The sequence below is a fragment of the Bacillus sp. CECT 9360 genome, assembly GCF_918741275.1.
Lineage (GTDB): Bacteria > Bacillota > Bacilli > Bacillales > DSM-1321 > Peribacillus.
In genome coordinates this window covers 98531-121407 of record NZ_CAKKNA010000001.1, presented here as the reverse complement: position 1 = coordinate 121407, position 22877 = coordinate 98531, and the positions used below count along the sequence as shown (strand labels likewise).

26 protein-coding genes and 1 riboswitch are annotated in these 22877 nt (G+C 39.9%); of the genes, 3 read left to right on the top strand and 23 right to left on the bottom strand.

Annotation, left to right across the window (positions count from 1 at the left end):
* Positions 1–88 precede the first annotated feature (88 nt).
* The 3 genes from LQ216_RS20290 to LQ216_RS00555 form a co-directional block, all read right to left on the bottom strand.
* Complete coding sequence (locus tag LQ216_RS20290; protein ID WP_290369202.1) at positions 89–217, bottom strand: hypothetical protein; 129 nt, start codon at positions 215–217, stop codon at positions 89–91.
* A 234-nt stretch (positions 218–451) separates the two neighbouring features.
* Entirely contained in the window at positions 452–751 is a 300-nt protein-coding gene (locus LQ216_RS00560) for a hypothetical protein (RefSeq protein WP_230126185.1), read from the bottom strand.
* Positions 748–1887 (bottom strand): hypothetical protein, encoded by a 1140-nt coding sequence (locus LQ216_RS00555; protein ID WP_230126184.1) that lies wholly within the window; start codon positions 1885–1887, stop codon positions 748–750. Before LQ216_RS00555 ends, LQ216_RS00560 begins: the two co-directional genes overlap by 4 nt.
* Positions 1888–2027: 140 nt before the next feature.
* Here LQ216_RS00555 and LQ216_RS00550 point away from each other — a divergent pair, with 140 nt between their 5' ends.
* Complete coding sequence (locus LQ216_RS00550) at positions 2028–2264, top strand: hypothetical protein (RefSeq protein ID WP_230126183.1); 237 nt, start codon at positions 2028–2030, stop codon at positions 2262–2264.
* Between the two features lie 202 nt (positions 2265–2466).
* Here the strand turns inward: LQ216_RS00550 and LQ216_RS00545 are convergent, their stop codons facing one another.
* The 20 genes from LQ216_RS00545 to LQ216_RS00450 form a co-directional block, all read right to left on the bottom strand.
* Entirely contained in the window at positions 2467–3195 is a 729-nt protein-coding gene (locus tag LQ216_RS00545) for a DsbA family oxidoreductase (protein WP_230126182.1), read from the bottom strand.
* A 113-nt stretch (positions 3196–3308) separates the two neighbouring features.
* Positions 3309–4517 (bottom strand): MFS transporter, encoded by a 1209-nt coding sequence (locus LQ216_RS00540; protein WP_290369209.1) that lies wholly within the window; start codon positions 4515–4517, stop codon positions 3309–3311.
* 326 nt (positions 4518–4843) lie between these two features.
* Positions 4844–5593, bottom strand: a complete 750-nt coding sequence (nagB, locus tag LQ216_RS00535; RefSeq protein ID WP_230126180.1) for a glucosamine-6-phosphate deaminase — start codon at positions 5591–5593, stop codon at positions 4844–4846.
* A gap of 64 nt (positions 5594–5657) precedes the next feature.
* A complete protein-coding gene (locus LQ216_RS00530; protein ID WP_230126179.1) occupies positions 5658–6407 on the bottom strand; it encodes a Cof-type HAD-IIB family hydrolase in 750 nt (249 codons plus the stop codon).
* 146 nt (positions 6408–6553) lie between these two features.
* Complete coding sequence (locus LQ216_RS00525) at positions 6554–7708, bottom strand: YhfX family PLP-dependent enzyme (RefSeq protein WP_230126178.1); 1155 nt, start codon at positions 7706–7708, stop codon at positions 6554–6556.
* A gap of 32 nt (positions 7709–7740) precedes the next feature.
* Positions 7741–8943, bottom strand: coding sequence for a phosphopentomutase (locus tag LQ216_RS00520; protein ID WP_230126177.1), 1203 nt, complete (start codon positions 8941–8943; stop codon positions 7741–7743).
* Positions 8944–8979: 36 nt separating this feature from the next.
* Complete coding sequence (locus tag LQ216_RS00515) at positions 8980–10089, bottom strand: aminotransferase class V-fold PLP-dependent enzyme (RefSeq protein ID WP_230126176.1); 1110 nt, start codon at positions 10087–10089, stop codon at positions 8980–8982.
* A gap of 12 nt (positions 10090–10101) precedes the next feature.
* Positions 10102–10950 carry a TatD family hydrolase gene (locus tag LQ216_RS00510; RefSeq protein WP_230126175.1) on the bottom strand — a complete coding sequence of 283 codons (849 nt, stop codon included), beginning with the start codon at positions 10948–10950 and terminating at the stop codon, positions 10102–10104.
* Between the two features lie 139 nt (positions 10951–11089).
* Positions 11090–12388, bottom strand: a complete 1299-nt coding sequence (locus tag LQ216_RS00505; RefSeq protein WP_230126174.1) for a YhfT family protein — start codon at positions 12386–12388, stop codon at positions 11090–11092.
* Positions 12389–12413: 25 nt separating this feature from the next.
* Positions 12414–12776: a DUF2620 family protein gene (locus LQ216_RS00500; protein ID WP_230126173.1), complete on the bottom strand. Its 363-nt coding sequence runs from the start codon at positions 12774–12776 to the stop codon at positions 12414–12416.
* Positions 12777–12788: 12 nt separating this feature from the next.
* The gene (locus LQ216_RS00495) at positions 12789–13154 is read right to left on the bottom strand and encodes a PRD domain-containing protein (RefSeq protein ID WP_230126172.1); all 366 of its coding nucleotides are present in this window, start codon (positions 13152–13154) and stop codon (positions 12789–12791) included.
* A 72-nt stretch (positions 13155–13226) separates the two neighbouring features.
* Complete coding sequence (gene yhfZ / locus LQ216_RS00490; protein ID WP_230126171.1) at positions 13227–14153, bottom strand: GntR family transcriptional regulator YhfZ; 927 nt, start codon at positions 14151–14153, stop codon at positions 13227–13229.
* A gap of 304 nt (positions 14154–14457) precedes the next feature.
* Entirely contained in the window at positions 14458–14907 is a 450-nt protein-coding gene (locus LQ216_RS00485; RefSeq protein WP_230126170.1) for a DUF86 domain-containing protein, read from the bottom strand.
* Positions 14897–15304, bottom strand: coding sequence for a nucleotidyltransferase domain-containing protein (locus LQ216_RS00480; protein WP_230126169.1), 408 nt, complete (start codon positions 15302–15304; stop codon positions 14897–14899). Before LQ216_RS00480 ends, LQ216_RS00485 begins: the two co-directional genes overlap by 11 nt.
* Positions 15305–15563: 259 nt before the next feature.
* Entirely contained in the window at positions 15564–15821 is a 258-nt protein-coding gene (locus tag LQ216_RS00475; protein WP_230126168.1) for a hypothetical protein, read from the bottom strand.
* 48 nt (positions 15822–15869) lie between these two features.
* Positions 15870–16883: an NAD(P)/FAD-dependent oxidoreductase gene (locus LQ216_RS00470; RefSeq protein WP_230126167.1), complete on the bottom strand. Its 1014-nt coding sequence runs from the start codon at positions 16881–16883 to the stop codon at positions 15870–15872.
* A gap of 17 nt (positions 16884–16900) precedes the next feature.
* The gene (locus LQ216_RS00465) at positions 16901–17911 is read right to left on the bottom strand and encodes an iron ABC transporter permease (RefSeq protein ID WP_230126166.1); all 1011 of its coding nucleotides are present in this window, start codon (positions 17909–17911) and stop codon (positions 16901–16903) included.
* On the bottom strand, positions 17908–18951 hold the full coding sequence (locus tag LQ216_RS00460) for an iron ABC transporter permease (RefSeq protein WP_230126165.1): 1044 nt from the start codon (positions 18949–18951) through the stop codon (positions 17908–17910). Before LQ216_RS00460 ends, LQ216_RS00465 begins: the two co-directional genes overlap by 4 nt.
* A gap of 19 nt (positions 18952–18970) precedes the next feature.
* Positions 18971–19918: an iron-hydroxamate ABC transporter substrate-binding protein gene (locus tag LQ216_RS00455; protein WP_230126164.1), complete on the bottom strand. Its 948-nt coding sequence runs from the start codon at positions 19916–19918 to the stop codon at positions 18971–18973.
* 42 nt (positions 19919–19960) lie between these two features.
* Positions 19961–20800, bottom strand: coding sequence for an ABC transporter ATP-binding protein (locus tag LQ216_RS00450; protein ID WP_230126163.1), 840 nt, complete (start codon positions 20798–20800; stop codon positions 19961–19963).
* Between the two features lie 296 nt (positions 20801–21096).
* Positions 21097–21205, top strand: a riboswitch (TPP riboswitch).
* Between the two features lie 71 nt (positions 21206–21276).
* Between LQ216_RS00450 and LQ216_RS00445 the strand changes: the two genes are divergently transcribed.
* Both LQ216_RS00445 and LQ216_RS00440 read left to right on the top strand, forming a co-directional pair.
* Positions 21277–22038, top strand: coding sequence for a 3-oxoacyl-ACP reductase (locus LQ216_RS00445; protein WP_230126162.1), 762 nt, complete (start codon positions 21277–21279; stop codon positions 22036–22038).
* Between the two features lie 90 nt (positions 22039–22128).
* Positions 22129–22752 carry a nitroreductase family protein gene (locus LQ216_RS00440; protein WP_230126161.1) on the top strand — a complete coding sequence of 208 codons (624 nt, stop codon included), beginning with the start codon at positions 22129–22131 and terminating at the stop codon, positions 22750–22752.
* The last annotated feature ends 125 nt before the right edge of the window (positions 22753–22877 follow it).

Genomic DNA, 22877 nt, shown 5'->3' with positions numbered 1-22877 from the left:
ATAAACGATCTTGCTATTCTCTCCAGAATAAACAAGACCGTTTAGATTAATTGCTTATTAAAATTTGGTTTCGGAATTCTATTTTCCCTCACTCATTGATCTCCGTTTGCTCCTGTTTAGGAACACTAGCTACAAGTTGTTCAAACAAGTATGTAAGGTATGAATGTAATTCAAAGCGATCTTCCTGCGCGAAATCAGTTAATTTATTTTCTCTCATGGTTTCCCCTCCCTTTTTATAATTAATACCCAAGCTATTATCCTTTTAATCATTGAATCTAATAAATAATTCATGCACCAATTAAAATGTAATTAGTTAATTATTATAATAAATGAAAACGCTTCCAATTTCAACTGTAATATTAGATGAGCGCAACTACCATCCATACTTTATAATTAAAGACGGAAAATAATCCTTGCTCTTGGCTTCTAAATGTTCTCCGTAAACATATTATTACCACTTCGGCAGAATCAATTCATCGTGTATATCCGCTTTAATATTTTTCCTAGCGCGATTAATATCATTGCTGAGGTCTCTCATTTTTGAAAGTTTAAGAGAATATGTATGGAAGTATTTTTCCATAGCATCCAGGAACGATTCTTTCCCTTGTCCAGACTTCCATGATGCTGCTTTTTCCATGGTCTGCTTTATCAACGCACAATCCGCTTCCAACTGATCAATAAGGATTGTGAATTTTTTATCCATGAACTCTAGATCTTCTGATTCGACCAGTAGCTTATCTAATTTATTCATGGCAACTCATCCGCCCTTACATAAGAATCTGAAGCTGTTTCTAAGTTCTTATACAACTCGTGAGTGGTTTCCGTAAACCAAGATTGAAAATCTTTTATCGAGCGTAATACTTCATCCTGAAGATGACCGTTTTTCTGAATATCATTCAATCTGTTAATATAGCTCTTGGCTTCATCAAATGCGCTATCGACTCGTGATTCAAGTTGTTTGAAATCTGCTGCGACATCCAAAAGATCCAAAGGTGTGACATCAACTGAGGTCCCTCCAGTTGAGAAGTGCCTGGGCGATTTCCATAGTGCATCCCCTGTTAAGGCATTTGTTAGATTGGGATTATTTATGTTTCCGAATTTATCAAATTCAAAATGTTTCATGTTATGGTAGTTATCTTTTGCTAACGAAAAATATAACCGTTTAAGTGGTTTGTCTAACCATTCACTGTTTTCAAGTTCATAATCTAACCCAATATAGTAACTGGAACCAATATGACGTTTATAGGGAGCAATACCGCCGGCCCCTATCGAATCTCTTGGGTGTATAAAATTTACGATGGTTTGATCATAATGTCCTTTATTGACTTTCTTCTGCAGCTTTTCCGGAAGTAGGTGTAAAACGGTAGGGGAGCTGAATGTGACTGCTTCTACCGAATGGATGGCACCTGCATAGGATGCTTGACCCCCGCCCAGGGAGTGCCCTGTGCTGGCAATATGCGCATTCGGGTATTTTTCCTTCACCTTTTTCACGAGAGCGTCCGCTTGTGTAAACTGGTTTTTTATATATCCTCCTTTCGTGATTTCAGAATCACTAAAATAATACCTCAATTTTTTTGGAACTACCTGTTTTACATCCGCATTTTGATTGGCAATATATTTAATATCCGTTTTAAGATCTGCAAATCCTTCTCCGAGCAGATCATCCCCTTGGGTGCCGCGGAATGCTATGACTACATTATTGCCTTTCTTATATACCACCGCATCGAACCCTGTCTGTTTATCGTGTGTTTTTACTCCTTTGATTTTTTCCAATGTCCACTTTTGAGTTCCATTCTTTAAGACAATATTTATCTCCTCTAAAGGCTTTTTAGCATACGCATGCTGACTTAATTTCAAAAATTCTTTGTCCCCAATCCTGTTTTCCATGATTGATACACCTCCCCGCTCACGTTATACTGTAATTATATAAAATATTCCAAAAAGAGGCGATACAGATGCAACGATTTTGTTTGATTTTTATAACAGCTGTATGTCTTATCCTGTCTGGATGCCAAGGAGGAGATGAAATGAAAGAAGATGAAACCACTGCGTTATCTAAAAAGGTCGCTTCAGAATTTCTCTTGCTTGAAGAAGGAAAGGAATTCATTCCTAAAAGTACAGAAGTTTTACCCTCTGTTGGCGGAGTAGATTCCCTGATTGTTTATGGTTATTATAAAGGCAATAAAGAGGAAGAGATTTTTGTCACTGTTGAAACTAATAATGATTATGAAGTAAGTACTTACGGGATCGTTGGTACAGAATGAAAAAGAGGATCATGCTGTGTGCATTTCCTCTTTACTTTTTTGTAATTATTCTGGAATTTTATAAAGGATAAGCTGCTTTTGCTACTTTCCTCGTTGGTATAACTATCTATAGATTGAATCCCTTTGAAAAAGCCTCCTAGTTCGTATGTGAATTCAACGAACCAGAAGACTTTTATAAATAAGTTCATATTGCAATCATTTACTACTGCTTATTCGGCACCGCACAGCTGCCATCCGCACAGCTTGCGTCGTCTGCTCCGTCTGCGGAAAGATCCTGCAATTTGGGTGCAGCAGATTCTTCCTGCCATATTTGCTCGAGCGCGCCCACGAATGATTCTGTCGGCTGAGCACCTGAGATGGCGTATTTTTGGTTAATGACAAAATACGGGACCCCACTGATGCCATATTGTCTGGCGACAGCTTGGTCATTACGCACATCAGCCTCATAAGCTGCCTCATCAGTTAGAACGTTCAATGCTTCTTGACGGTCCAATCCGACTGTTTCCGCGATTTCTGCCAGTGTTTCATGATCCCCGATATGCTTTGATTCAGTAAAATAAGCGTAAAGCAATTTTTCCGTGATTTCTGCTTCTTTTCCATGCGACTTAGCAAACTTTGCAAGGCGATGGGCATCAAAGGTATTGGTTGACTTCATCGTATCAAAGTTGTAAGTCAGTCCCATAGCGGCTGCCTGCTGCCCGACCCCTTCGTTTGATTGTTTGGCCTGTTCAACACTCATCCCATACTTGGATGCGAGTAGTTCGTGGATACTCTTATCCGTGTCCTTCTGCGCATCCGGGTCAAGCTCAAAGCTTTTATATTCAACTTCCACTTGGTCTTTATGAGCGAATTGGCCAAGGGCTTCTTCTAACCGGCGTTTCCCAATATAACAAAACGGACAGACAAAATCCGACCATACCTCGATTTTCATAACGGCACCTCTTTCTTTTCCTTCATTATTCCCTACCATAGTAGCACAACATATGACCAAACCTGTTAAAGGATGCTCATCAGATTCCACGCTATTTTTTTAAAAAGGCTATTTTATTGAGATTTACTTTCCTTTATTTCTTTCTCCATCCTCCAAACCCCAAATGAATCCCGGCCATTTATCAACACCACCAAAAATAATAGTCCGCAAATCAGGGAAGACCCGAGGAAAGGGACAGTGCTGTGAAGCGCAAAAAACACTCCACCGATTAATGGTCCCAGGATTCTTCCGAAGCTGTCGATGGCCTGGTCCAGTCCCATCGTGATCCCTCTTCCCATCCTTTCTTGTTTGGAAAGCAGCGAAATGATTGTCGGGCGAGTGCAGGCGGACCCCACCCCGACTAAACCGCATCCGAGAACCGCCATCCAGACATTAATGGAAGCAGCAATTAATAGATAACCAATCGCACAGATGACAAAGCCAAATTTGGCAATCCAGTTTTCCGTTCTTATTTGATAAAGGTATTTTAATAGAAAGAATTGGACGAACGCGGAGCCGCCGGCAAATATGCTGAAGGCCATGCTGACTTCCCCGGGGGTTGCTGAAAAACCGTCAATCATGAAGTAGCCAAGCATTCCGAATAAACTGGATGCAGCAAGTGATATTCCGAGGGTTAGTATGTAGAGCTCACGGTAACCGGATTTTGTAACGAGTACAAGCGATCTTATGAAAGAAGGCTCAGCCATCTTTAACACCTGCTTGGGCGGTTCTTTTATCGATAGCCATACAAATGGTAAAGCGAGAAACGCCAATGAGCCTGCAGCAATAAATGGTGCATTCACACCCAAAGGAGCAAAAACGCCGCCTAAAGCAGGACCGCATAGAAAACCCAGGCCGTTGACAGCCCCTATCTTTGCCATTGCGTTTCCCCGGTTTTCGTCATCCGAAGAATCTGCAACAATGGTGAGGGCAGCTGGAAGCGATCCTGCAGACAGGGTGGCGCCAATGATTCGCGCGACTAACAATTGTCCGTAGGTTTGCGCAAAGATAATCAGAATGAAGGCAATTCCGAAGCCAAATAGACCGATAAACAGGATCGGTTTTCGGCCAAAGCGATCGATTAATCTGCCCCATACTGGTGTTGATATAAATTGCGCAAGGGCCCAGCCGGTGATCAAGCTACCCATTTGAAAAGAAGACAGACCTAACCGTTCGGCTACATATGGCAAGCTGGGGAGGACAATTCCATAACCCGTCATCGTTAAAAACATGATAAATGACAATATGATAAAAGCTTTTCGATCCATGGTTCTCTTCTCCATTTCATCTTCTTGTATCAATGCCTATCACTCAAGTTGACTGTACCATAATAGTCATGTAGGAATTTGTTCAAATATGTCATTGAGGGTCATCTATTAAAGAAAGCCCTTATTTTTTAAAAAGGATTGTATAAAAAATAAAGACCTTCATAATTGAAAGTCCTTTTGATTGGATCGTGGTAATTTATAGTTGTTTGTTATTGTTCATTGACTCCTTTGGAATAAATAAACTTGCAATTATTACTGACATTATGGCAATATGTCGTTATTTTTGGGGGCTACAAGAAAAAATACAAGAATCTAGTAAATAACTTTCATCAACATTATGTTTATGAATAATTGGTATTAAATTCTTCTAATTTGGAGACGGCCTTCTCATCTGCAACTACAACTACATTTGAATGAGTTCTTAGGGCAGTAGCTGGATAGTCACTACTTATAGGTTCTGAAAACATTCGATATACTGCTTCTGCCTTACTCTCTCCGGACGCGAGAAGCAATATTTCTTTACTTTTTAAAATGGTTGAAATCCCCATTGTGATTGCATGAGTTGGTACTTCTTCGTAGTTAGAAAAATAACGTGCATTCACTTGCCGGGTGGATTCTGTGAGAGCTAACACGTGTGTTGGCCTATTAAACGCTGTTCCTGGTTCATTGAAACCAATATGTCCGTTTTCACCGATTCCTAACAGTTGTAAGTCCACACCACGGATTTGTTCTATTTTTTCTTCATAACTTATAGCTTCTTCTTTCAGATTGCATGCCATTCCGTTAGGTATGTTTACATTTCCGGTTGGTATATCAATATAATTAAATAAATGATTATACATGAAATAATGATAGCTGTTTGGATCGCCGGATTCTAATCCTACATACTCATCCAGATTATACGTATAAACATGCTTGTAGGTAGTTTGTTTTTTCTTAAAGTCATCAATTAAATATTCATAAGTACCGACTGGTGTACCTCCAGTAGCAAGACCAAGTGAACATGAAGAGGAAGACCGTACTTTTTCAATGATTCGGCTTGCTGCAAAAATGCTCATTTCTTCTGAATTTCTAACTTTTACAAGTTTCATCTTAACACTCCTAAATTAGAGGCTGTATACTTTTAGTACACTACTTTCTTTTATAATAAACGGCTTATAAATTAAATATTTTCTCTAATGCCAATACAACACCATGATGATCATTATCTTCAGTAATAAAATTTGCTCTCTTTTTAACGTAATCAGGTGCATTTCCCATCGCTATCCCTAATCCGGCTGCTTCTAGCATTTCTATATCATTTATACCATTACCAATTGCGATTACTTCTTCTGTAGATATTTCTAACTGCTTTAAGATAGGTATAATCCCAGCCCATTTAGATCCAACCGGATATACTTCCAATCGATTGCCTTCTTCAAAAACATATTCATCCGTTATTTTAGCACTAAGAGATGCACGGTCTTTATCATCATCAATATAAAGGGCTAAGCGATGAGCGTCGCTCTTTGTGTCAGTTAAATTTGATTGTGTGGCTTGAGGTAGCAAATGCTCTATACCAGGCCGGGGATGATTCGAACGAGAAGTTTTGTTTAAAAAGTGAAAATAAGTCCCATTGTATTCTTTCGTTTTGCTGCATAACTGAAAAGCTAACTCTGATGGGATTTTGACATCATAAATTACCTCATTATTCGAAAAGACTAAGCTGCCATTGTAGGTAACGTATATAGAACAACCAAATTTTTCTCCATATATTTCTGAGGCAACCAGAGATCTTCCAGAAGCCAAGGCAACTAGTACACCTCTTTGTTGTACCTGAATGATCGCTTCAACAAGTCTTTCTTCAAGTTGTTCATTAGAGTTTAAAATCGTTCCATCGATATCAAGAAAAACAATTCGATACATAATATTCACATCCTAATTTTGGCCTACACTTATACTATTTGAAATACGGACGAGTAGAAAAAAGGGAGAAAAAATTCCGCTATCCGATAACATGTCTTGCATGTTTTTGATTAATCCGTCCATTTAATAAAATGATTTATCTTGTCCTATTTATTTACTAAATTACCAGTTGCATCGTAAATTCCTAGAAGTTCTGGAGTAGTTGACAGGTTTTTTACGATTGCTATTTGGGCATGGGTGACAAATATTTGAGTCCGAAAGGCAAATATGGCTGTGTCACCGATTTTGACATCAACTGTATTTAATGTTCCGTAGTAATCGATATTGGTAGGGTCATTTTTAATGATAGGCACTTTTTTCAAATTATTTATTTTTGTACCAACAAGAGCCTTTTCCATATGGGAACGTGGATAAAAACCGCCTCCAAAAACATAAGCTCGATCTTGATACAGATGTGAGACTTCTGAAACGTATGTCATAGCTGGTCTTTCTGCTAACTGTTGAGTTGCGTGTAAGGGAGTCGTACCAGTTAGTGCGTGTCCTGGCTCTGCCTGTGTTGCTCCGTTTTCTTTTAATAATTCCATCGTTGCCACTGAGGTTGCACTTGGCATATTCATCTGCAAATTCTGATGGCCTCTTTGCTCAAGGAATTCTTTTGCTCTTTGCATCGACTTGGCATTTGGAGTAATAGTAGGAGTATCGTTCTGAATTAATATGCAAGGAAAACTAGTTAACCCTGCTATAACTATTCCATCCAACTCTTCAAGTTTTTTCACTTCTTCCTGAAGCTGATCAAGAGTAAAACCACCTTCTTGACCGTTATATATGAAGTCACCATCTTCCGCAATTCGCAAGAAAATTTTTTGTATTCTTCCCATTTGTTTTGCTGCTTCACTCACATTCTTAGCATTTTCATAACTAAAAACGGTAATATAATCGGGCTGGATACTTAAGATTTCCGGGATCATTCTTTTGGGTATTTGCACAAGATGTCCCACATGCCCAATTTTAAGTCCGTTTTTGCTGAGAGTGAGCGCTTCCCATGGATCCACAGCTACTGCTTTTGCGATACCCGCCTCTACAATAGCCTGCGCCACTAACGGATTTCGACCAAATTGTTTGGTCATATATAATAATTCAATATCCAGTTTTTTGGCTTCTCCTGCTATAAGAGAAGCATTTGACTTTACAGTATCCAAATCAAGTACATACGTATTCGGAGAAATCGCTCCTTGTTGATGTAATTCTAAGGAAACATCTATCAATCTTGGATTGCGCTGTTGAGTCACTTCTAAGAACATTGAAATCTCTCCAATCATTTTCCTTTGTTTCTTTATCGATTCTGGTAAACACTGGTTCCATTTTCAGTAGAATCCAGCCTTAAATAATCAGCCGCTGTGGCAGCTATATCAGATAGTGTCTCTCTTTCTCCAAGATTAATTGGCGTAGACAGTTTGTTATATACTAAAATAAAGGTTTTTTCTCTTGTATGTTGACTATGACCGATTGTAGGATCGTTTCCATGATCCGCACTTATCATTAATAAGTCCTGGTCTGTCATCTTATTTAAGATTGTTGTTAAATACTGATCTACTAACGAAATTCGGTTAGCATAGCGCTCTGGATCTTGAGCGTGTCCAGCTAAATCTGTTTCTTGTACAGTTGCAGCAATTAATCCATTTTGAACAACATCCATTTGATTTGATATATCTTTCATCACCTGATCTGTATCAACACCTGGGAACTTACTTGCCCCTTGACAATGAATCACATCCTGCATTTTACCTATGAGAGAAACCTCTAATCCATCTTTAATAGCCAATGTTGGCAATTGATGATCAGGTAAAATGCCATACCCCAGGTGCCGGACTTGATAGCCCTTTTTATATACGTTCGACTTTGGCGAATTAACCCCGACCAATCCATCTTCACGCCGCTCAACCGAACTTTGTAAGTGTTCAGGTGTTACGTTCTCACCGCCAAGCGCAATTACCCTGTTTACCTTCACATTTCTGCGCACACATTCTCCTATTCTTAATACTTCCTCAAAGGATATATTGTCCAGTGGCGCACTTACATTATAAATTTGTCCATAATCCGTTTCAATATTATCCGCGACAATAACCAGACCATCTACCAATAAATAAGGTAAATCCGGATTAGGAATCTCCACTTTATAACCTTCTAGTTCAAGGGCATTTCTTACTTCATCCATATTATCGATAAAAGGAGCAAGATAGGCTTTTTTAGGTTTTGACCCCATTATTTCATTATGACCTTCAAAACTATCAGCCCCATGATGCATAAGATTTAACACACCATAGCTGGCCATATTTTCTATCTCTTCCAATCTTGGATGATTCAAGATTTTGTTAATCCCTAACTTTTCAAAAGTAGGAATCCGAAGTGACGGTACGGCATCTAGAATATGATAAAAGGTGTTGGCACCAACATCCTGAGGATGATAATTTACTGTATCATCCATAAAACCAACACCTAAACTGTCCAAGATTAATACTATTACTCGCTTCTTCATTGTCATTATCCTCCCTATTATTTCTAGCCTAAATAGTCATTGACTATTAGCGAGAGCCTTTTGTATGGATAAGGTTAATATCCTAATAATCGTATCTGGACCACTTCTTAGTGGATTGATTCGAATCATCTTTTTAGCTAAGGCAGGATCAGAAGTAAGAAAAGTATTTGAAACGCGATAGAACATAGGAACAAATTCATATTTGGATTCAGCACCTACCGGATGCGGAGCTGCCCCGAATTCATTTGCATAATTAAGAACCTCTTCAGCGATTGGCTCTGTTAGTTCTACCAATAATACCTTTGATTGGGCATTTGCCAGGAAAGCACGCTTTACGCCCGCTACTGTCCCTCGATTAAGCATGGTTACTAACTCTTCGTTTACTTCAGCTTGAATGGCTAACATCACTGGAGCATAGACAAGACCACGCAATGCTTCCATTGCTTCATAACCTTGTACCTGGCTACCACCGGAGTAGTTCAATTTTTCGATTTTTTGTATCAGATCTTCCTTACCTATAATGAGGCCAATTCCTTCAGGGCCTAACAGTTTAAATAACGAGAAGGTTGTCAAATCGGCGCCAACCTGCACACCCACTTGTTCTACTTTCATTGCTGCATAATTATCATCTGTAATGATGTAAATAGATGGATTTATTGAACGAATGGAGTGAATTACTTTGCCTATATCGTAATGATCATCCATTTTTTGACGTGTATGTTGAACCAGTGCACCTTTTAAATGGGGATGAAGTTGAATCGCTTTTTTTATCTTTTCTTCTTGGTGAAAGTCAACAAATATCGCTTCTATTCCCATGCTATCAAGGGTTGTTTTGCTTGTTGGATAAATGGGTGCATCATGGACAAGAATTTGGTCCCCCGGTTTCAAAAAACTTATAAAACCATATCGCAATGCTCCCGTTCCTGCGCCGCGTACAAGCATGGCTCTTTCAACACCAAAGAATTCTGCAAGGACTTCTTCTACTTTTTTTGTATATTGAGGTTTATTTAATCCTCTCACAACACCAATGTCCCCTAGCGAAAGTATTTCATCACCGCGAAAATAATGCGTAATTACGTCAATTAATTGAAACTGTCTTTGTTTAGCTTCTTTCATAGAAAGACTTTTTAAAGGGAAGGTTTGCATTTTTTCACCTCATTAATTCATAAACACGGAAGGATTGATCACTAACATTTTTTCAATGGATTCATCTGTCAGACCATGCCTATAAAGTAGAGGAATAAAGGAGTCTAATAAATAGTTGTAACCAAGTCCGCCTTTATACTCTAAATGCGATTTTCTTGTTATATCCATTGAAAGGAATACATGATCGATATATCCTGCATCCTGGATTTTTTTCAAGATTTCTGCACGGGTTTGGTCAGGCATATAATTCTCTTTTCCTACTGTATCAAATTCAACATACACGCCATCTCTTAACATTTTTAATATATAATCAGCATCACCAGTTAAATCAACATGACCTATAACAACCCGGCTTAAGTCGACATTTTGACTTTTAAAGAATTCAACCTGTTCATGCCCTAACGTACCGATTGAGGTATGAGTAGTTATCGGTTTATTCGTTTCTTTGTGGGCAATGACAACCGCTTCAAAGACTTTTTTCTCTGTCTCTGTCCATTGCTTGTAACTTGTTCCGATTTCACCAATGATTTCTGCTTTTACTTCAGTGCCTTTAATTCCTTCCTTGATTTCTTTAACCATTCTTTCTGCTAGTTGTTCACGTGTTTCACGAAATACCTGTATTGGATAGAATTCTTCTTGATAAAAGCCGGTCGAATGTATAATATTAATCCCGCTTTCTTCTGCTACTTTTTGGACAAACGGGATATTCCTACCCATTCCAAAAACAGTCACATCAACAATATTTCGAACGCCTTTGTTATATAATTTTTTGTATTCTCTTACCGTTTCATTAAAAACATCAAGCTGACAATCCTCCGTATTTTTAACCTCTGATAAATCAATCGTGGTATGTTCGTGCATGTAGGTAATTCCATTCACTAACACTAGAATCACATTCTTTCGTAAAATTTTAGACTTGTTAATTGATAGATTCATAAATCGATTTCAACTAATGAATACCTCCCCCATTCATTATGGAAGAGGTATTCATTTTTTTACATTATTTTGACCATAGACCAAGTAAATGAAGAATATTCACTAAAATACCTAACGCAATTACCGCTACCGGACCAACTGCAAGTTCTACCAGTGGTTTTTTCGCAATACGATTAATTAGATAGAATCCCATTACCCAGAAAAAACCTATTCCTGGTGTGATTTTTTCCGCAGCCATCGCACTGCCGATTAAGATCGCCATACCGAGTACATCTGCTAAAGATGTACGGATGTGTTCTCCCATTTCGCGAACACCAGGCAATTTATCCATGCCTTTTGTAACAACCGACAATAACATTACTTCCGCATACATAATAGCTGCCCCGACGAAGAAAGCAAGAATCGGTATATCCCTCAAAAAAATCCCTGCGGCAAACACCAAAGTTGTGCCCGCCAATCCATATACACCTGTTACAATTGCTGTAGAAAATACTAAAGGTATAAATCCAATAGCTCTTGCCAAAGTTGTTATTGCAGCTTCCGTGTATTTTCCGTCATTAATTAACGCTTGAGGCATCGCATCAACCGCAAGAATCATCATTGCTGAAACTAACGAGACCAAACCACCCATAATAGCAAGCAACCAACGATTTCTTTTTATTCTATTCACACGTTCTGCAAATATATTTACAAGATCTGCGTTCATTGTTTCTTGACCGCCTTTTACTCTTGCTGCAAAGTAAACCATCATAAACATCCCAAATAATAAGGACATTCCTTCTGGATTTAGAGCAATTTTGTAACTAGAAACTGTAAAAGTGCCAAAGCGGGCGAACAGCAAATAAGAGATTAATGTAATCCCAGCAGTGGCAACAGCCTTCTTGAAACCATGCTGATACCCAACAGCGACAGCCGGGAATACTGTAAACGCAATAATAATTGGTGCACCTACCAGACTTAAAGAGTCAAGGAAGTTAACAGGAAGTTGATTAAATAGATCAACGACAATTTGTAATCCAAGACAGACACCTATACTATAGACAGCACCCAAGACTCCGGAAATAATTATGCCCTTCTTGTTGTCAGGAGTCCATATTCCAATAATGTCACATGCGAGAAGAATACTATGTGCAATAATAATTGTTGCACCTATGGACAGCGGAATACCAAACCCGACTATTAATCCAAAGCTTAGCGCAAAGCTTGTGGCGGCCAATTCACTTCTAGTGATTCGTCCTTCTAAAAACTCTGGCATAATTGGACGTAATCCGTCATTAAATACAGCTACACCACGATTAACAAGAATGGAACCCATAGCACCAAGAGCGGCTATGACAATTAGTTCAATAATAGAAAAGTCCACAAAAACTCCCCCTATTTTTCTTTTTTTATTTATTAAGTAATGCTGGAACTAAAACTTTTAATACATTAGCAGACGAAGGTGAAGTAAAACCAAAAGCGATTTTCCCAGAATTAACTTCTGCCACGATTTCTTCTGAACTCATCACTTTACTTGGAGAAGCAAGTGGTACACATTTATCGCGTCCCAAGAGTGCTAATGCCATCGCAAGCGCCCCGCCAGAACCTGTTTCACAAGCTCCAACATAATAGTCAGCTTGATTATTTTTTAGAGCCATAACGGCTTCTAAATCACTCTTTACACTTACTTCAACATTATTACCTCCTAACTCTTTAATAAGCTTTTCGATTGCCTGCTTGTTTAACTGTCCACCGACAACGATTTTTTTCATGATTAAAACCTCCTATTTATTTTTATCAAGCACTTGATGTAGATGAAGATAGAAGAAATCCTGCTCTTCTTTAGGAAATTCATGGTGAAATCGCCTTTTTACAAATGTGATAATTTCCTCTATTTCATTCCTATAAGGAGTTTGCCTGATTTCCATCACAATGACTTCCATTGGTCCTTCAATTGATTCACCCTGCTCAATCCTTGTTAATGCCATACACATATGCGTCCAAAACATATCAGAATCAGACAAATCTTCCTTTTTGTACTTCTCCGACAATAAATCAAATGTGTCGTTTGTAATAGCGTAGGCTGAATCGGTAATAATCTTGTTTTCTTTTAAAATATCTAATTTTTGATTCAATTCATTTTTTTTCACTTTCTTTATACTCCAATCTACTGTATTCAGTATATTGATATTAAAAATAATTAATGATTTCCTCGCTATTTATTAATAACGAGGAATCTTTTCTCCATTTTCAACTGAAGTTTGAATATTAAGTATCGTTTTTTTCGATACATAATTCCACTTTTCTTTCACTTCATCTTCCCTATTCCCATCAATTATGATGACAGCTTCAGAGGTGTTCAATGACAGTTGCTGTGCTTTAGGTGAGACAAATTCAACAGCTTTGAAGGTTTCGATCATTTTTTTTTCATCTACATTCCATATCGTTGCATCTATCTGTTTGGCATGCAACATATCAAACAATTGCATATAGTTCACATGAACCAGCTCAACATCTATGCCTTCGACCTCTGCTAATGTTAATCTGCTTTGATCCAGAGATTCCATGTCTAAACCGATTTTCATTCCCTGTCTAATTTCAGTTTCATTCGAATCAGCCAAAAACACCTTATGAGCAGAAACATAACTATTGTGTCCAAACTCTTCCAAGATTGTTAGATTGGGAAATTGCAGTAATTGCTCTTCTGCAGTCATTTTAGAAACAACTGCGAAATCGCATCTTTTCATACGAATGGCTTCAATACGATTGATGCCACCGCGTATGAAGGTTAAATTGACTCTTTTGCCATTTGATTCGAAAGCCTCAACCAATCCTGTTGCTAATCCCTCATATTTACGAGAGTAAGGAAGCGGCATGGAACCAACCAAAGGAGCAATCCCGGCAATTTCCAGCAACAACTCATCATCTTTTTTTAGTAAAAAAGTTCCTAGATGACCTCGGGCTTCCAGCTTAATCGCTTTCATTTCTTCTAATAAATTAAGAGCACTTTGAACGGTTCCGCGCCCGAAAGAAAGCGATTCACAAAAATCCGAAACCCGAGGAATTTTTTTGCCAACCTCTAATTCTATCAACTCCTTGGCAATATTTTTAGCCGCTAGTCCATTTTTAGAATAAAATTTATCCCACATAATCAACTTCCTATAATAGAATCAATATACTAAATTTAGTATATTATTATTGTATTCGCTTTCATATATTTTTGCAATATTTTTTTAATTTTTTTATAAGATTCGACATTATTTAACCAACTTGAGAATTTAATAAAATATAAATCAATATCAACCTGTCCTGCCGTGCATAACAGTTGACTCTTTGAACGATCGTGAAAGTTACTGCTTCTGTTAATGTTAAAACGGGCAGTCACTAACTAATTATAAAAGGCAACCCAATTACGATGAAAGCGACCAATTGTATCATTAAATTTCACCTTACTTAAAAAAACGGCTGCCACCTGGCAGCCGTTCGATCAAACAATTCATCAGAATTTAAGAATCTGTTTTGTATAGTCAGTGAATCTCCAAGATGCTTTTCAACAATTTGTTGTAAAATGTCTATATTAACAACTTGGTAATTATGCACGGCTATGTTTCTAAAGCCAACCATTGATTTTAAGCGCTTCGCTGTATTTTCATCAATGATTAAATGATTGTGCAGCATATCAAATGCATCTCTGCTGGTTTGAGGCAATCCAAGTCTCTGATCAACTACTATGTGCATCGCCAAATCGATAGATGCTTCACAAGCACGTTGAATATTGAGAATGATTGAATCCTGTTTAGTAAAGTCTCTTAGATTTCCAGGATCGTTTGCATAAACCTCTTGAATCCGGCTAATGCTACGTTCAATAATGCTGATTTTATTTAAAATCACATCATTTTTCATAGATAGACCCGCTTTCAGTTATTTTTTTTAGGATAGTCTCCCGTTCTTCATTTAATTTAGCGTACATGCTAAGTGCAGTCATTTGCAGATTTTTTAGGAGCAAGTCGTTTGCTGAATAAATAATGGTACCAGTTGTGTAAATTTGGGCCTGAAATACCGTAGATGCCGTACGAAGATCTATCAAATCAACCTCAACTTTCAATATATCTGCTAGTTCTTGTGCAAGTTGAAAAATTTCGTATGTAGTAAGTGAACGTTCTTCACTATAGAATGCCACATCAATGTCACTGTCTTTATGTGTAGAGTTTTTTGCATATGAACCAAATACAATAATAAAAGCGGGATTTAGTTTGTTTACTAGGAAATCTTGAATTTGTTGAAACATATCCTCTTTCATAAGACACGCTCCCAAAAGTTATTAGTGTATTATACCAAACGTCCATTCCCATGTTCAACTTTGGCAAAAACTAGTACATCACGCAAAGAAAAAAGAGTTTTAACCTAAGGCTGCCCATTTGAAAGGGAGTCAGTCCTAACCATTCCTCTAGCATAGGCAGGCTGGGAAGGACAATTCCTTAGCCCCATAATTTTCATGTAGGAATTTGTTCTAATATAGATTTCCATAATTGAAAGTCCTTCAGATTTAAGGAGTTAACTTAAAGTTGTTCATTATTGTTCATTGACTCCTTGGGCATAAATAAACTTGCAATTAAGGTAATGATGCCGCCTAGCAGTAAAATGAAATAAAAAAACATTAAACTTGCTACACCATCAAATCCATTCCATTCCCCGAAAACAGGCACAAATAACGGACATATCCGTCCCCCTTCTATAACGGGAAAAATTCTTATTACCAAATTATACCTCACTTCACAATCAAATAGATCAATTATCAAAAAATCCTTGGCTTCCATCCAAGGATTTCACTTTCAGTAAACAGTTCATCAATTCAATGTTCAATATTAATCATTTTGTGTCTCTAACAACCTCTCATGATGGGTAGAGTACATCGCCATCGATTCGGCAGCGGGATCCATGTATTTCTTGGCACTGTTCAAAGCAATCGGTCCCTCGGCAAGGCCGCCGGTAATCAGTTTTAATTTGTTTGGGTATGTTACAGCATCTCCGGCAGCAAAAATCCCCGGGATATTCGTTTCCATCGCTCCGTTCACGGCAACACGCTCCTCATTCATCGTGAGTCCCCAGTTTGCGATGCCCCCGTAATCGCCCCTGATGCCATGATTGACAACCACTTCATCAGCTTTTATCCTCTTTGTTTCACCTGTTTCGACATGCTCAAGAAGCACGGCTTCAATTTGGCTGTCTTTGCCGATCAATTCTTTGATGGCAAATGGAGTCAGTATATCAGCATGCGCCTTCATCTCTGAAACATTACGTTCATGGCCTATAAAATCATCCCGGCGATGAACTACGGTAACGCTTCTTGCCACCGGAAGCAATTCATGGGCCCAATCGACCGCAGAATTGCCTCCTCCAGAAATAAGTACATCCTTATTTTGAAACGAGCTTATTTTATCTACCGAATAATGAAGGTTACCAGCTTCATATTGTTCAGCGCCGCTGACTTCGAGCTTGATTGGTTTGAAGATTCCAGCGCCAATGGTAAGAATGATGGTCCTGGTATGATGGATTTCACCTGTAACAGAGGTAAGCAGAAAGGTTCCGTCTTCAAGAAGTTTGAGGCCGGAAATCCTTTGGCCGAATACGACTGTCGGTTGGAAGGTAATGGCTTGCTGGATGAGCTGTTTAACTAAAGCGCTGCCTGCAATTCCCGGAATCCCACCAATATCGCGCAGGATTTTTTCCGGATAAAACATCGTAATTTTTCCGCCCAGGCATGGACCTGCTTCGATCAGCTTTGTCTTTAGATTCCTCATTCCGCTATAAAACGTCGTGAAAAGTCCGATCGGTCCTCCGCCTATGACTGTCACATCGTACAGGCCCTCATGATCCATGGAATATCTCTCCTTATCTATTTATTCTTAGCCATTAAATACATGAAATAGGGGGCACCGATAATCGTGACGACTACACCGGCAGGAATGCCGCTCGGGTCTAACACCACTCTTCCAATTGTATCTGCTCCCAGAAGTAAGTTCGCGCCAATCAATGCGGCCACAGGTAGAAAGCTTTGATGACGAGGCCCCACCAGGCCTCTTGCGATATGCGGCGCCATAAGCCCGACAAACGTTATGCCGCCGCTCACGGATACCGAGACAGATGCCAGGGCAACGGCGATAGACATAAGCACCAACCGCTCCCTTTCTACATGAACGCCCAATCCCACACTGACATGCTCATGCATTTGTAAGGTATTTAGTACATTCGATTTGATATATACAATGGGCAGGAGTATTAGAATCCATGGCAGCAAAGCAAGCACAAATATCCAATCGTCTCCCCAGATCCTGCCGGCCATCCAGTTGGCAAAGAAATCATACTGTTCTCGTTCCAGCCTCGCCGATAAGGTTAAGATGGCGCCATAAAGAGCTGCTGCCAATCCAACCCCAATTAAAACGAGTCTTGTCGGGTCAATTCCTTCGCCTTTTTCATATGACATAAGGTAAATGAACGCGGCAGCTAACAATCCTCCTACTAAAGCAAAGAGTGGCAATAAGTATAAATACACGGTGGATTCTGCTGAAAAAAACATGACGTAAAACACGACCATCAAGCCTGCTCCCGCATTAATTCCTAAAATGCCGGGATCTGAGAGGGGATTCCTGGTGATGCTCTGTAGAAGGGCTCCGGAAACAGCAAGCCCCATCCCCGCAAGCATCGTAATCAGGATCCTCGGCAGGCGGAAGCCGAATAAGATTAAATTTTCCTTATTGGTCCCCTGCCCGATAATCGTTCGTACCAGTTGGGCAGGAGTTAATGAAATATAACCGGTTGCCACACTTATCACAAAAACGGCCAGCAGCAACACGAAAGCTGCTATAAAAGTGATCCGGATTTTCTTAAGCTGTCCTGAATGTATCATGCTGGTTTTCTCCCCCGCTTTCGAGCAAGATAAAGGAAGAACGGAAAGCCGACCAAGGAAACGATTGCACCCAAAGGAGTCTCAAAAGGGGCGTTAACCGTTCTTGCGACAGTATCCGCGAGAACCATTAAAATGCTACCAAAGATTGCTGAACACGGGATAATCCAGCGATAATCCGTGCCAACCAAGAAGCGGACAATGTGAGGCACCATTAACCCTACGAAAGCGATAGGCCCGACCAGGGAAACGGCCGCTCCGGCAAGAATCAATACCACGATCATTAATACCGCTTTCGTCAATAAAGTCCGTTGTCCCAGCCCTTTCGCCACTTCCTCTCCGAAGCTGAGAATCGTCAACCCTTTCGAAAGCATAATCGCTGCCAGGATTCCAACCGCCACTACCGGAAAAACGATCTTTAACTGAAGCCAGCTTGTTCCTGAAACCCCGCCCGCTGTCCAAAACGCGAGATCCTGTGAAAGGTTAAAATAGAGAGCGATCCCTTCCCCTAAAGCTAATAATAAGCTTGAGACCGCCGCACCCGCCAAGGTGATACGCAGCGGCGACATCCCTGCTCTGCTTAACGAACCGAGGCCAAATACCATAACAGCACCAATGCCGGCACCAATAAAAGAAATGAACATGAGCGAAATAAAAGAAGCGCCGCTATAGAAAGCAAAAACAACGGCCAAAGCAAGGCTCGCTCCCGCATTTAACCCAAGCAAGCCTGGTTCTGCCAGCGGATTCCTTGTCATCCCCTGCATAATCGCACCGCTTACTGCAAATGCTGCGCCGACAATCGCTGCCCCAAGCTCTCTCGGCAGCCTGATACTGACAATGATTTGATCTGCTTCCCTTGCGGAGTCATAGGTAAATATAGATCTCCAAACGGTAACAAAATCAATATTGGCGGCTCCTACTGAGATGGATAGAACGATACTGCCGATTAGCAGGATGATTCCAATGGCCAATATCGCGGTGCCGATGGCCGGCCTCGAATAAATATCATTTTTCTGAAGAGAGTTGGTTTTTGTAATCTTCATGGAATACGGTCCTCATTTACTATTTGCCTTTAGTCAGCGCATTAACGATAAACTCCATTTCTTTTTCCAGTGAGATAGGATCATTGAAATAGAAGGATTCCGAATCAAACGTGATGACATTATTCTTTTGTACGGCAGGAATCCCTTTCCATACATCTGTTTTCATGAAAGAATTTTCCGCTTTAGCCCCTCCATCACCGACAAAGATATAATCGCCAGCGTACTCAGGGATCACTTCTGCTGAGATTGCCTTATAACCGGGGCCAAACACTTCCTTTTCCACTTTTTCGGGCGCTTTTAGCCCCAGGTCCTGATAAATGACCTCGGTACCTCTTCCCCAGTTCTTTCCATATACGTATAGGTCTTTTCCAAATGGTTCAAACACCATGGCGGTGGCGTCCTTGCCAATTGCTTTTTGGACCTTTTCTTTTTCTGCCTTTGCTTTCTCTTTCCATTCCGCTACCCATGCTTTTGCTTCCTTTTCTTTACCGATGATCTTTCCTATTTCAACATGCTGTTCCAGGTAGCTGTATTTGTCATAGGTCAGCGAGACGGTTGGGGCAATTTCAGCGTACTTTTTTAGGTTTTTATCATCTGAATATGTAATGATTAAGTCAGGTTCCAGAGCGAGCAGTTTTTCTAAGGAGTCAGCCGTTATGACTTCAGCCTTATCCAGTTTGCCTTCATAGAATTTATTGTTCTTTGGATACTCATTGACCGCTATTGGTGTATTTCCAAGCGCCAGTAGATTCCCGGCATATGTCGCTGCAAGCATCGCAATTCTTTTTGGCTTGTCAGGCACTTTGACATCGCCATTTTCTGAATGGTAGATTCGTGTTTTCGGAGAAGAATCCGTTTTTGCCGCCGTATCTGCTTTTGGATCTTTCTCGCTGCCGCATGCTGCCAATAAGCCTATTATAAGAACCGCAATGATGCTTAGAAATAAATGTTTTTTCACTTTTCTCATCTCCATTTTTCATTTGATAATAAGAATTATTCTCAATTAGTCTTAAAAAAAATAAACTTCCTCTTTTTTCGCTTCCAATCCGGCCGTCTTCTGTTCCCGCTTTAGTAAATCATAGGTAAGGCAGATCGGCTTACCTGTCCTGGGGTCAATGCCAATCTCGGCATCGATGTTAAAAACATTTCTAAGTACCTCTGAAGTCATGACTTCCTCTGCATTTCCTTCTTTAATAATGTCACCATACTTCATAGCCACCATATGATCAGCAAATCGGGCCGCATGGTTTAGATCGTGGATCACCATTACAATCGTCCGTTTTTCCATATCGTTCAGGTATTTCAGAAGCTCGAGAACCTCCAGCTGATGTGATAAATCGAGATATGTAGTCGGCTCATCCAGAAGAATGATATCCGTTTCCTGTGCCAGCGCCATAGCAATCCAGACTCTTTGCCTTTGTCCACCGGAAAGGGAATCGACCGCTCTGTGCTTGAAAGCGGAAATGCCAGTAACCCGAAGTGCCCATTCTATCACTTCCCGGTCTCTGTCCTTCAAGGTTCCGATTCCTTTTTGATATGGATACCTTCCGTAAGAAACTAATTCGGCAACTGTAAGTCCCTCTGGTGCATCTGGAGATTGGGGCAGAATCGCCATTTTTTGTGCAATTCTTTTTGTTGATTCTTTCGTGATTTGTTTTCCATCCAAGTACACAGTACCGGATTTTGCCGTTAATATACGTGATAGCGTCTTCAAAACTGTAGATTTACCACATCCATTTGGTCCGATAATCGTCGTTATTTTTCCATCAGGAATATCCATGTTTAAATTTTTTACGATATCATAATCCCCGTACGAGATTCTTAAATTCTCAGTAAAAAGCCGCGACATGTATGTACCTCCTTTATCAAAGCAGAACTTCATCATGCTTTACCATTCAGTATCACTAATAACAATTTATCTTTGCCTGCACCCTACATCAACTTTCAACCGCTTCTTTAACTGATAATGATTATCACTTTCACTTAAAAGTTTATGTGAACAATCCTGTCATGTCAATAGTATTTTGTTAAAAATATCACCCATGTTCTCATTGGAGAAACAATTTTTATTTTGAATCATCGTAATCTTCAACTTTACTTATTTATTCCAAAAAGCTATGATGAAAGAATAATAGAATATGTATTTTTAACTACTAGGGGTGCCTTATTCGTGAGGCTGAGAGAAAAAGTAATTTTTTAACCCTTTGGACCTGATCTGGATTATGCCAGCGTAGGAAAGTAGTCGGCGCGAAACATTTGCCATGCTACTAAGCCAGGGTCCTTCTATAGGATCTGGCTTTTTTACATTTTAGGAGGATGAAACTTATGAAAATGAACGATCAGGTAGTGCTTGTTACTGGCGGAAGTCGCGGACTTGGAAGCGCAATAGCTCAAGCTTTTGCGAGGGAAGGGTCAAAGATCGTGATAAATTATTATTCCAGTGAAGAAAAAGCATATGCTCTAAAGGAACAACTAGGAGACAATGCGATTGCGATTAGAGCAGATGTCCGAGACCAGCAACAGGTGCAGGCGATGTTTGATCAAGCTAAGAAACATTTTGGCAAAGCTGTAACTACCATTGTGAATAACGCGCTTGTTAACTTCCGTTTCGACCCGGTCAATAAAAAGGATGCCTCTAACGTGTTGTGGGAAGACTTCCAAGCCCAGCTGGAAAGTGCAGTGAAAGGTTCGTTAAACACCATTCAAGCTGGACTTCCAGATATGAAAGACAACAGATTTGGACGGGTGATCAATATCGGCACCAATTTATTTCAAAATCCAGTCGTAGCTTATCATGATTACACAACGAGTAAGGCTGCTTTATTAGGCTTTACGAGGAATATGGCCAATGAGTTGGGCCAATACGGAATCACTGTCAATATGGTCTCCGGCGGTCTGTTAAAGCAAACGGATGCAAGCTCCGCTACCTCCGAGGAAGTGTTTGCTCACATTGAATCCTCCACCCCTCTTAGGAAAGTAACTGAGCCTGCAGATGTTGCGGATGCAAGCTGTTTCTTTGCTTCGCCCTGGGCCAGAGCGGTTACAGGACAAAACCTTGTCGTTGACGGCGGTCTGGTAATGGATTGAGTTAAAGTTGATTCTAGGCAGAAACTTTGGTTTATTTGTATTTTATGGGTAAAATAAATCCGGTAAATACGAGTAAAAAGGATGGTCAACATGACGCGCAAAACAACCGAACAAACTCTATCCGTAAAAGAAGCCATTGAATCACGGCACAGTATCCGAAAATATGACCAGCAGCCGATCGATGAACAAGATCTTCATAGCATTTTTGAACTTGTACGCCTATCTCCTAGCGCCTGGAATCTCCAGCCGTGGCGTTTCCATGTGGTAACCGATGAAATTCTGACAGAAAAATTAGAAGAGGCAGCTTACGGCCAAAAGCAGGTAACTTCAGCACCGGCCGTAGTCGTTGTGACCAGTGATATGGAAGAAGTACTCGAAAATCTTGCAGACACTGTTCACCCGGGACTCTCTCCCGAACAGAAACAAGATGAAATAGCTAATTTATCCGCATTATTCAATGGAATGAGCGTAGAAGAACGCGGCCAATGGGGATTAACGCAAACAAATATTGCATTCGGCATCCTGATGGTAGCCATTCAGGGACATGGCTATGCCAGCAATCCGATGCTTGGCTTCGACCAAAATAAAGTCAGAGAGATATTAGGCTTACCTGAACATGTGAAATTCGCTGGGATCCTTCCTTTTGGCAAACCTGATAGTGAGGGGTATCCTCATCATCGATTTGACACGAATAAAATTGTCACATTCCACTAAGTCTTGAAACGATACAGAAGGAGCGGATTGATTCCCGCTCCTTTTTCATGCCGTTTTTCCCCTCTTTTAAGTAAAAATTCTCCATTGACTTGTCTTTCAAATGACCGTATATTATTACAAGTGAG

What these genes read in the sequence shown, in the direction of transcription:
- LQ216_RS20290 (WP_290369202.1), bottom strand. Translation starts at nt 217, where the DNA reads ATGAGAGAAAATAAATTAACTGATTTCGCGCAGGAAGATCGCTTTGAA.
- LQ216_RS00560 (WP_230126185.1), bottom strand. Translation starts at nt 751, where the DNA reads ATGAATAAATTAGATAAGCTACTGGTCGAATCAGAAGATCTAGAGTTC.
- LQ216_RS00555 (WP_230126184.1), bottom strand. Translation starts at nt 1,887, where the DNA reads ATGGAAAACAGGATTGGGGACAAAGAATTTTTGAAATTAAGTCAGCAT.
- LQ216_RS00550 (WP_230126183.1), top strand. Translation starts at nt 2,028, where the DNA reads ATGAAAGAAGATGAAACCACTGCGTTATCTAAAAAGGTCGCTTCAGAA.
- LQ216_RS00545 (WP_230126182.1), bottom strand. Translation starts at nt 3,195, where the DNA reads ATGAAAATCGAGGTATGGTCGGATTTTGTCTGTCCGTTTTGTTATATT.
- LQ216_RS00540 (WP_290369209.1), bottom strand. Translation starts at nt 4,517, where the DNA reads ATGGAGAAGAGAACCATGGATCGAAAAGCTTTTATCATATTGTCATTT.
- nagB (WP_230126180.1), bottom strand. Translation starts at nt 5,593, where the DNA reads ATGAAACTTGTAAAAGTTAGAAATTCAGAAGAAATGAGCATTTTTGCA.
- LQ216_RS00530 (WP_230126179.1), bottom strand. Translation starts at nt 6,407, where the DNA reads ATGTATCGAATTGTTTTTCTTGATATCGATGGAACGATTTTAAACTCT.
- LQ216_RS00525 (WP_230126178.1), bottom strand. Translation starts at nt 7,708, where the DNA reads ATGTTCTTAGAAGTGACTCAACAGCGCAATCCAAGATTGATAGATGTT.
- LQ216_RS00520 (WP_230126177.1), bottom strand. Translation starts at nt 8,943, where the DNA reads ATGAAGAAGCGAGTAATAGTATTAATCTTGGACAGTTTAGGTGTTGGT.
- LQ216_RS00515 (WP_230126176.1), bottom strand. Translation starts at nt 10,089, where the DNA reads ATGCAAACCTTCCCTTTAAAAAGTCTTTCTATGAAAGAAGCTAAACAA.
- LQ216_RS00510 (WP_230126175.1), bottom strand. Translation starts at nt 10,950, where the DNA reads ATGCACGAACATACCACGATTGATTTATCAGAGGTTAAAAATACGGAG.
- LQ216_RS00500 (WP_230126173.1), bottom strand. Translation starts at nt 12,776, where the DNA reads ATGAAAAAAATCGTTGTCGGTGGACAGTTAAACAAGCAGGCAATCGAA.
- yhfZ (WP_230126171.1), bottom strand. Translation starts at nt 14,153, where the DNA reads ATGTGGGATAAATTTTATTCTAAAAATGGACTAGCGGCTAAAAATATT.
- LQ216_RS00485 (WP_230126170.1), bottom strand. Translation starts at nt 14,907, where the DNA reads ATGAAAAATGATGTGATTTTAAATAAAATCAGCATTATTGAACGTAGC.
- LQ216_RS00480 (WP_230126169.1), bottom strand. Translation starts at nt 15,304, where the DNA reads ATGAAAGAGGATATGTTTCAACAAATTCAAGATTTCCTAGTAAACAAA.
- LQ216_RS00475 (WP_230126168.1), bottom strand. Translation starts at nt 15,821, where the DNA reads ATGGAAGCCAAGGATTTTTTGATAATTGATCTATTTGATTGTGAAGTG.
- LQ216_RS00470 (WP_230126167.1), bottom strand. Translation starts at nt 16,883, where the DNA reads ATGGATCATGAGGGCCTGTACGATGTGACAGTCATAGGCGGAGGACCG.
- LQ216_RS00465 (WP_230126166.1), bottom strand. Translation starts at nt 17,911, where the DNA reads ATGATACATTCAGGACAGCTTAAGAAAATCCGGATCACTTTTATAGCA.
- LQ216_RS00460 (WP_230126165.1), bottom strand. Translation starts at nt 18,951, where the DNA reads ATGAAGATTACAAAAACCAACTCTCTTCAGAAAAATGATATTTATTCG.
- LQ216_RS00455 (WP_230126164.1), bottom strand. Translation starts at nt 19,918, where the DNA reads ATGAGAAAAGTGAAAAAACATTTATTTCTAAGCATCATTGCGGTTCTT.
- LQ216_RS00450 (WP_230126163.1), bottom strand. Translation starts at nt 20,800, where the DNA reads ATGTCGCGGCTTTTTACTGAGAATTTAAGAATCTCGTACGGGGATTAT.
- LQ216_RS00445 (WP_230126162.1), top strand. Translation starts at nt 21,277, where the DNA reads ATGAAAATGAACGATCAGGTAGTGCTTGTTACTGGCGGAAGTCGCGGA.
- LQ216_RS00440 (WP_230126161.1), top strand. Translation starts at nt 22,129, where the DNA reads ATGACGCGCAAAACAACCGAACAAACTCTATCCGTAAAAGAAGCCATT.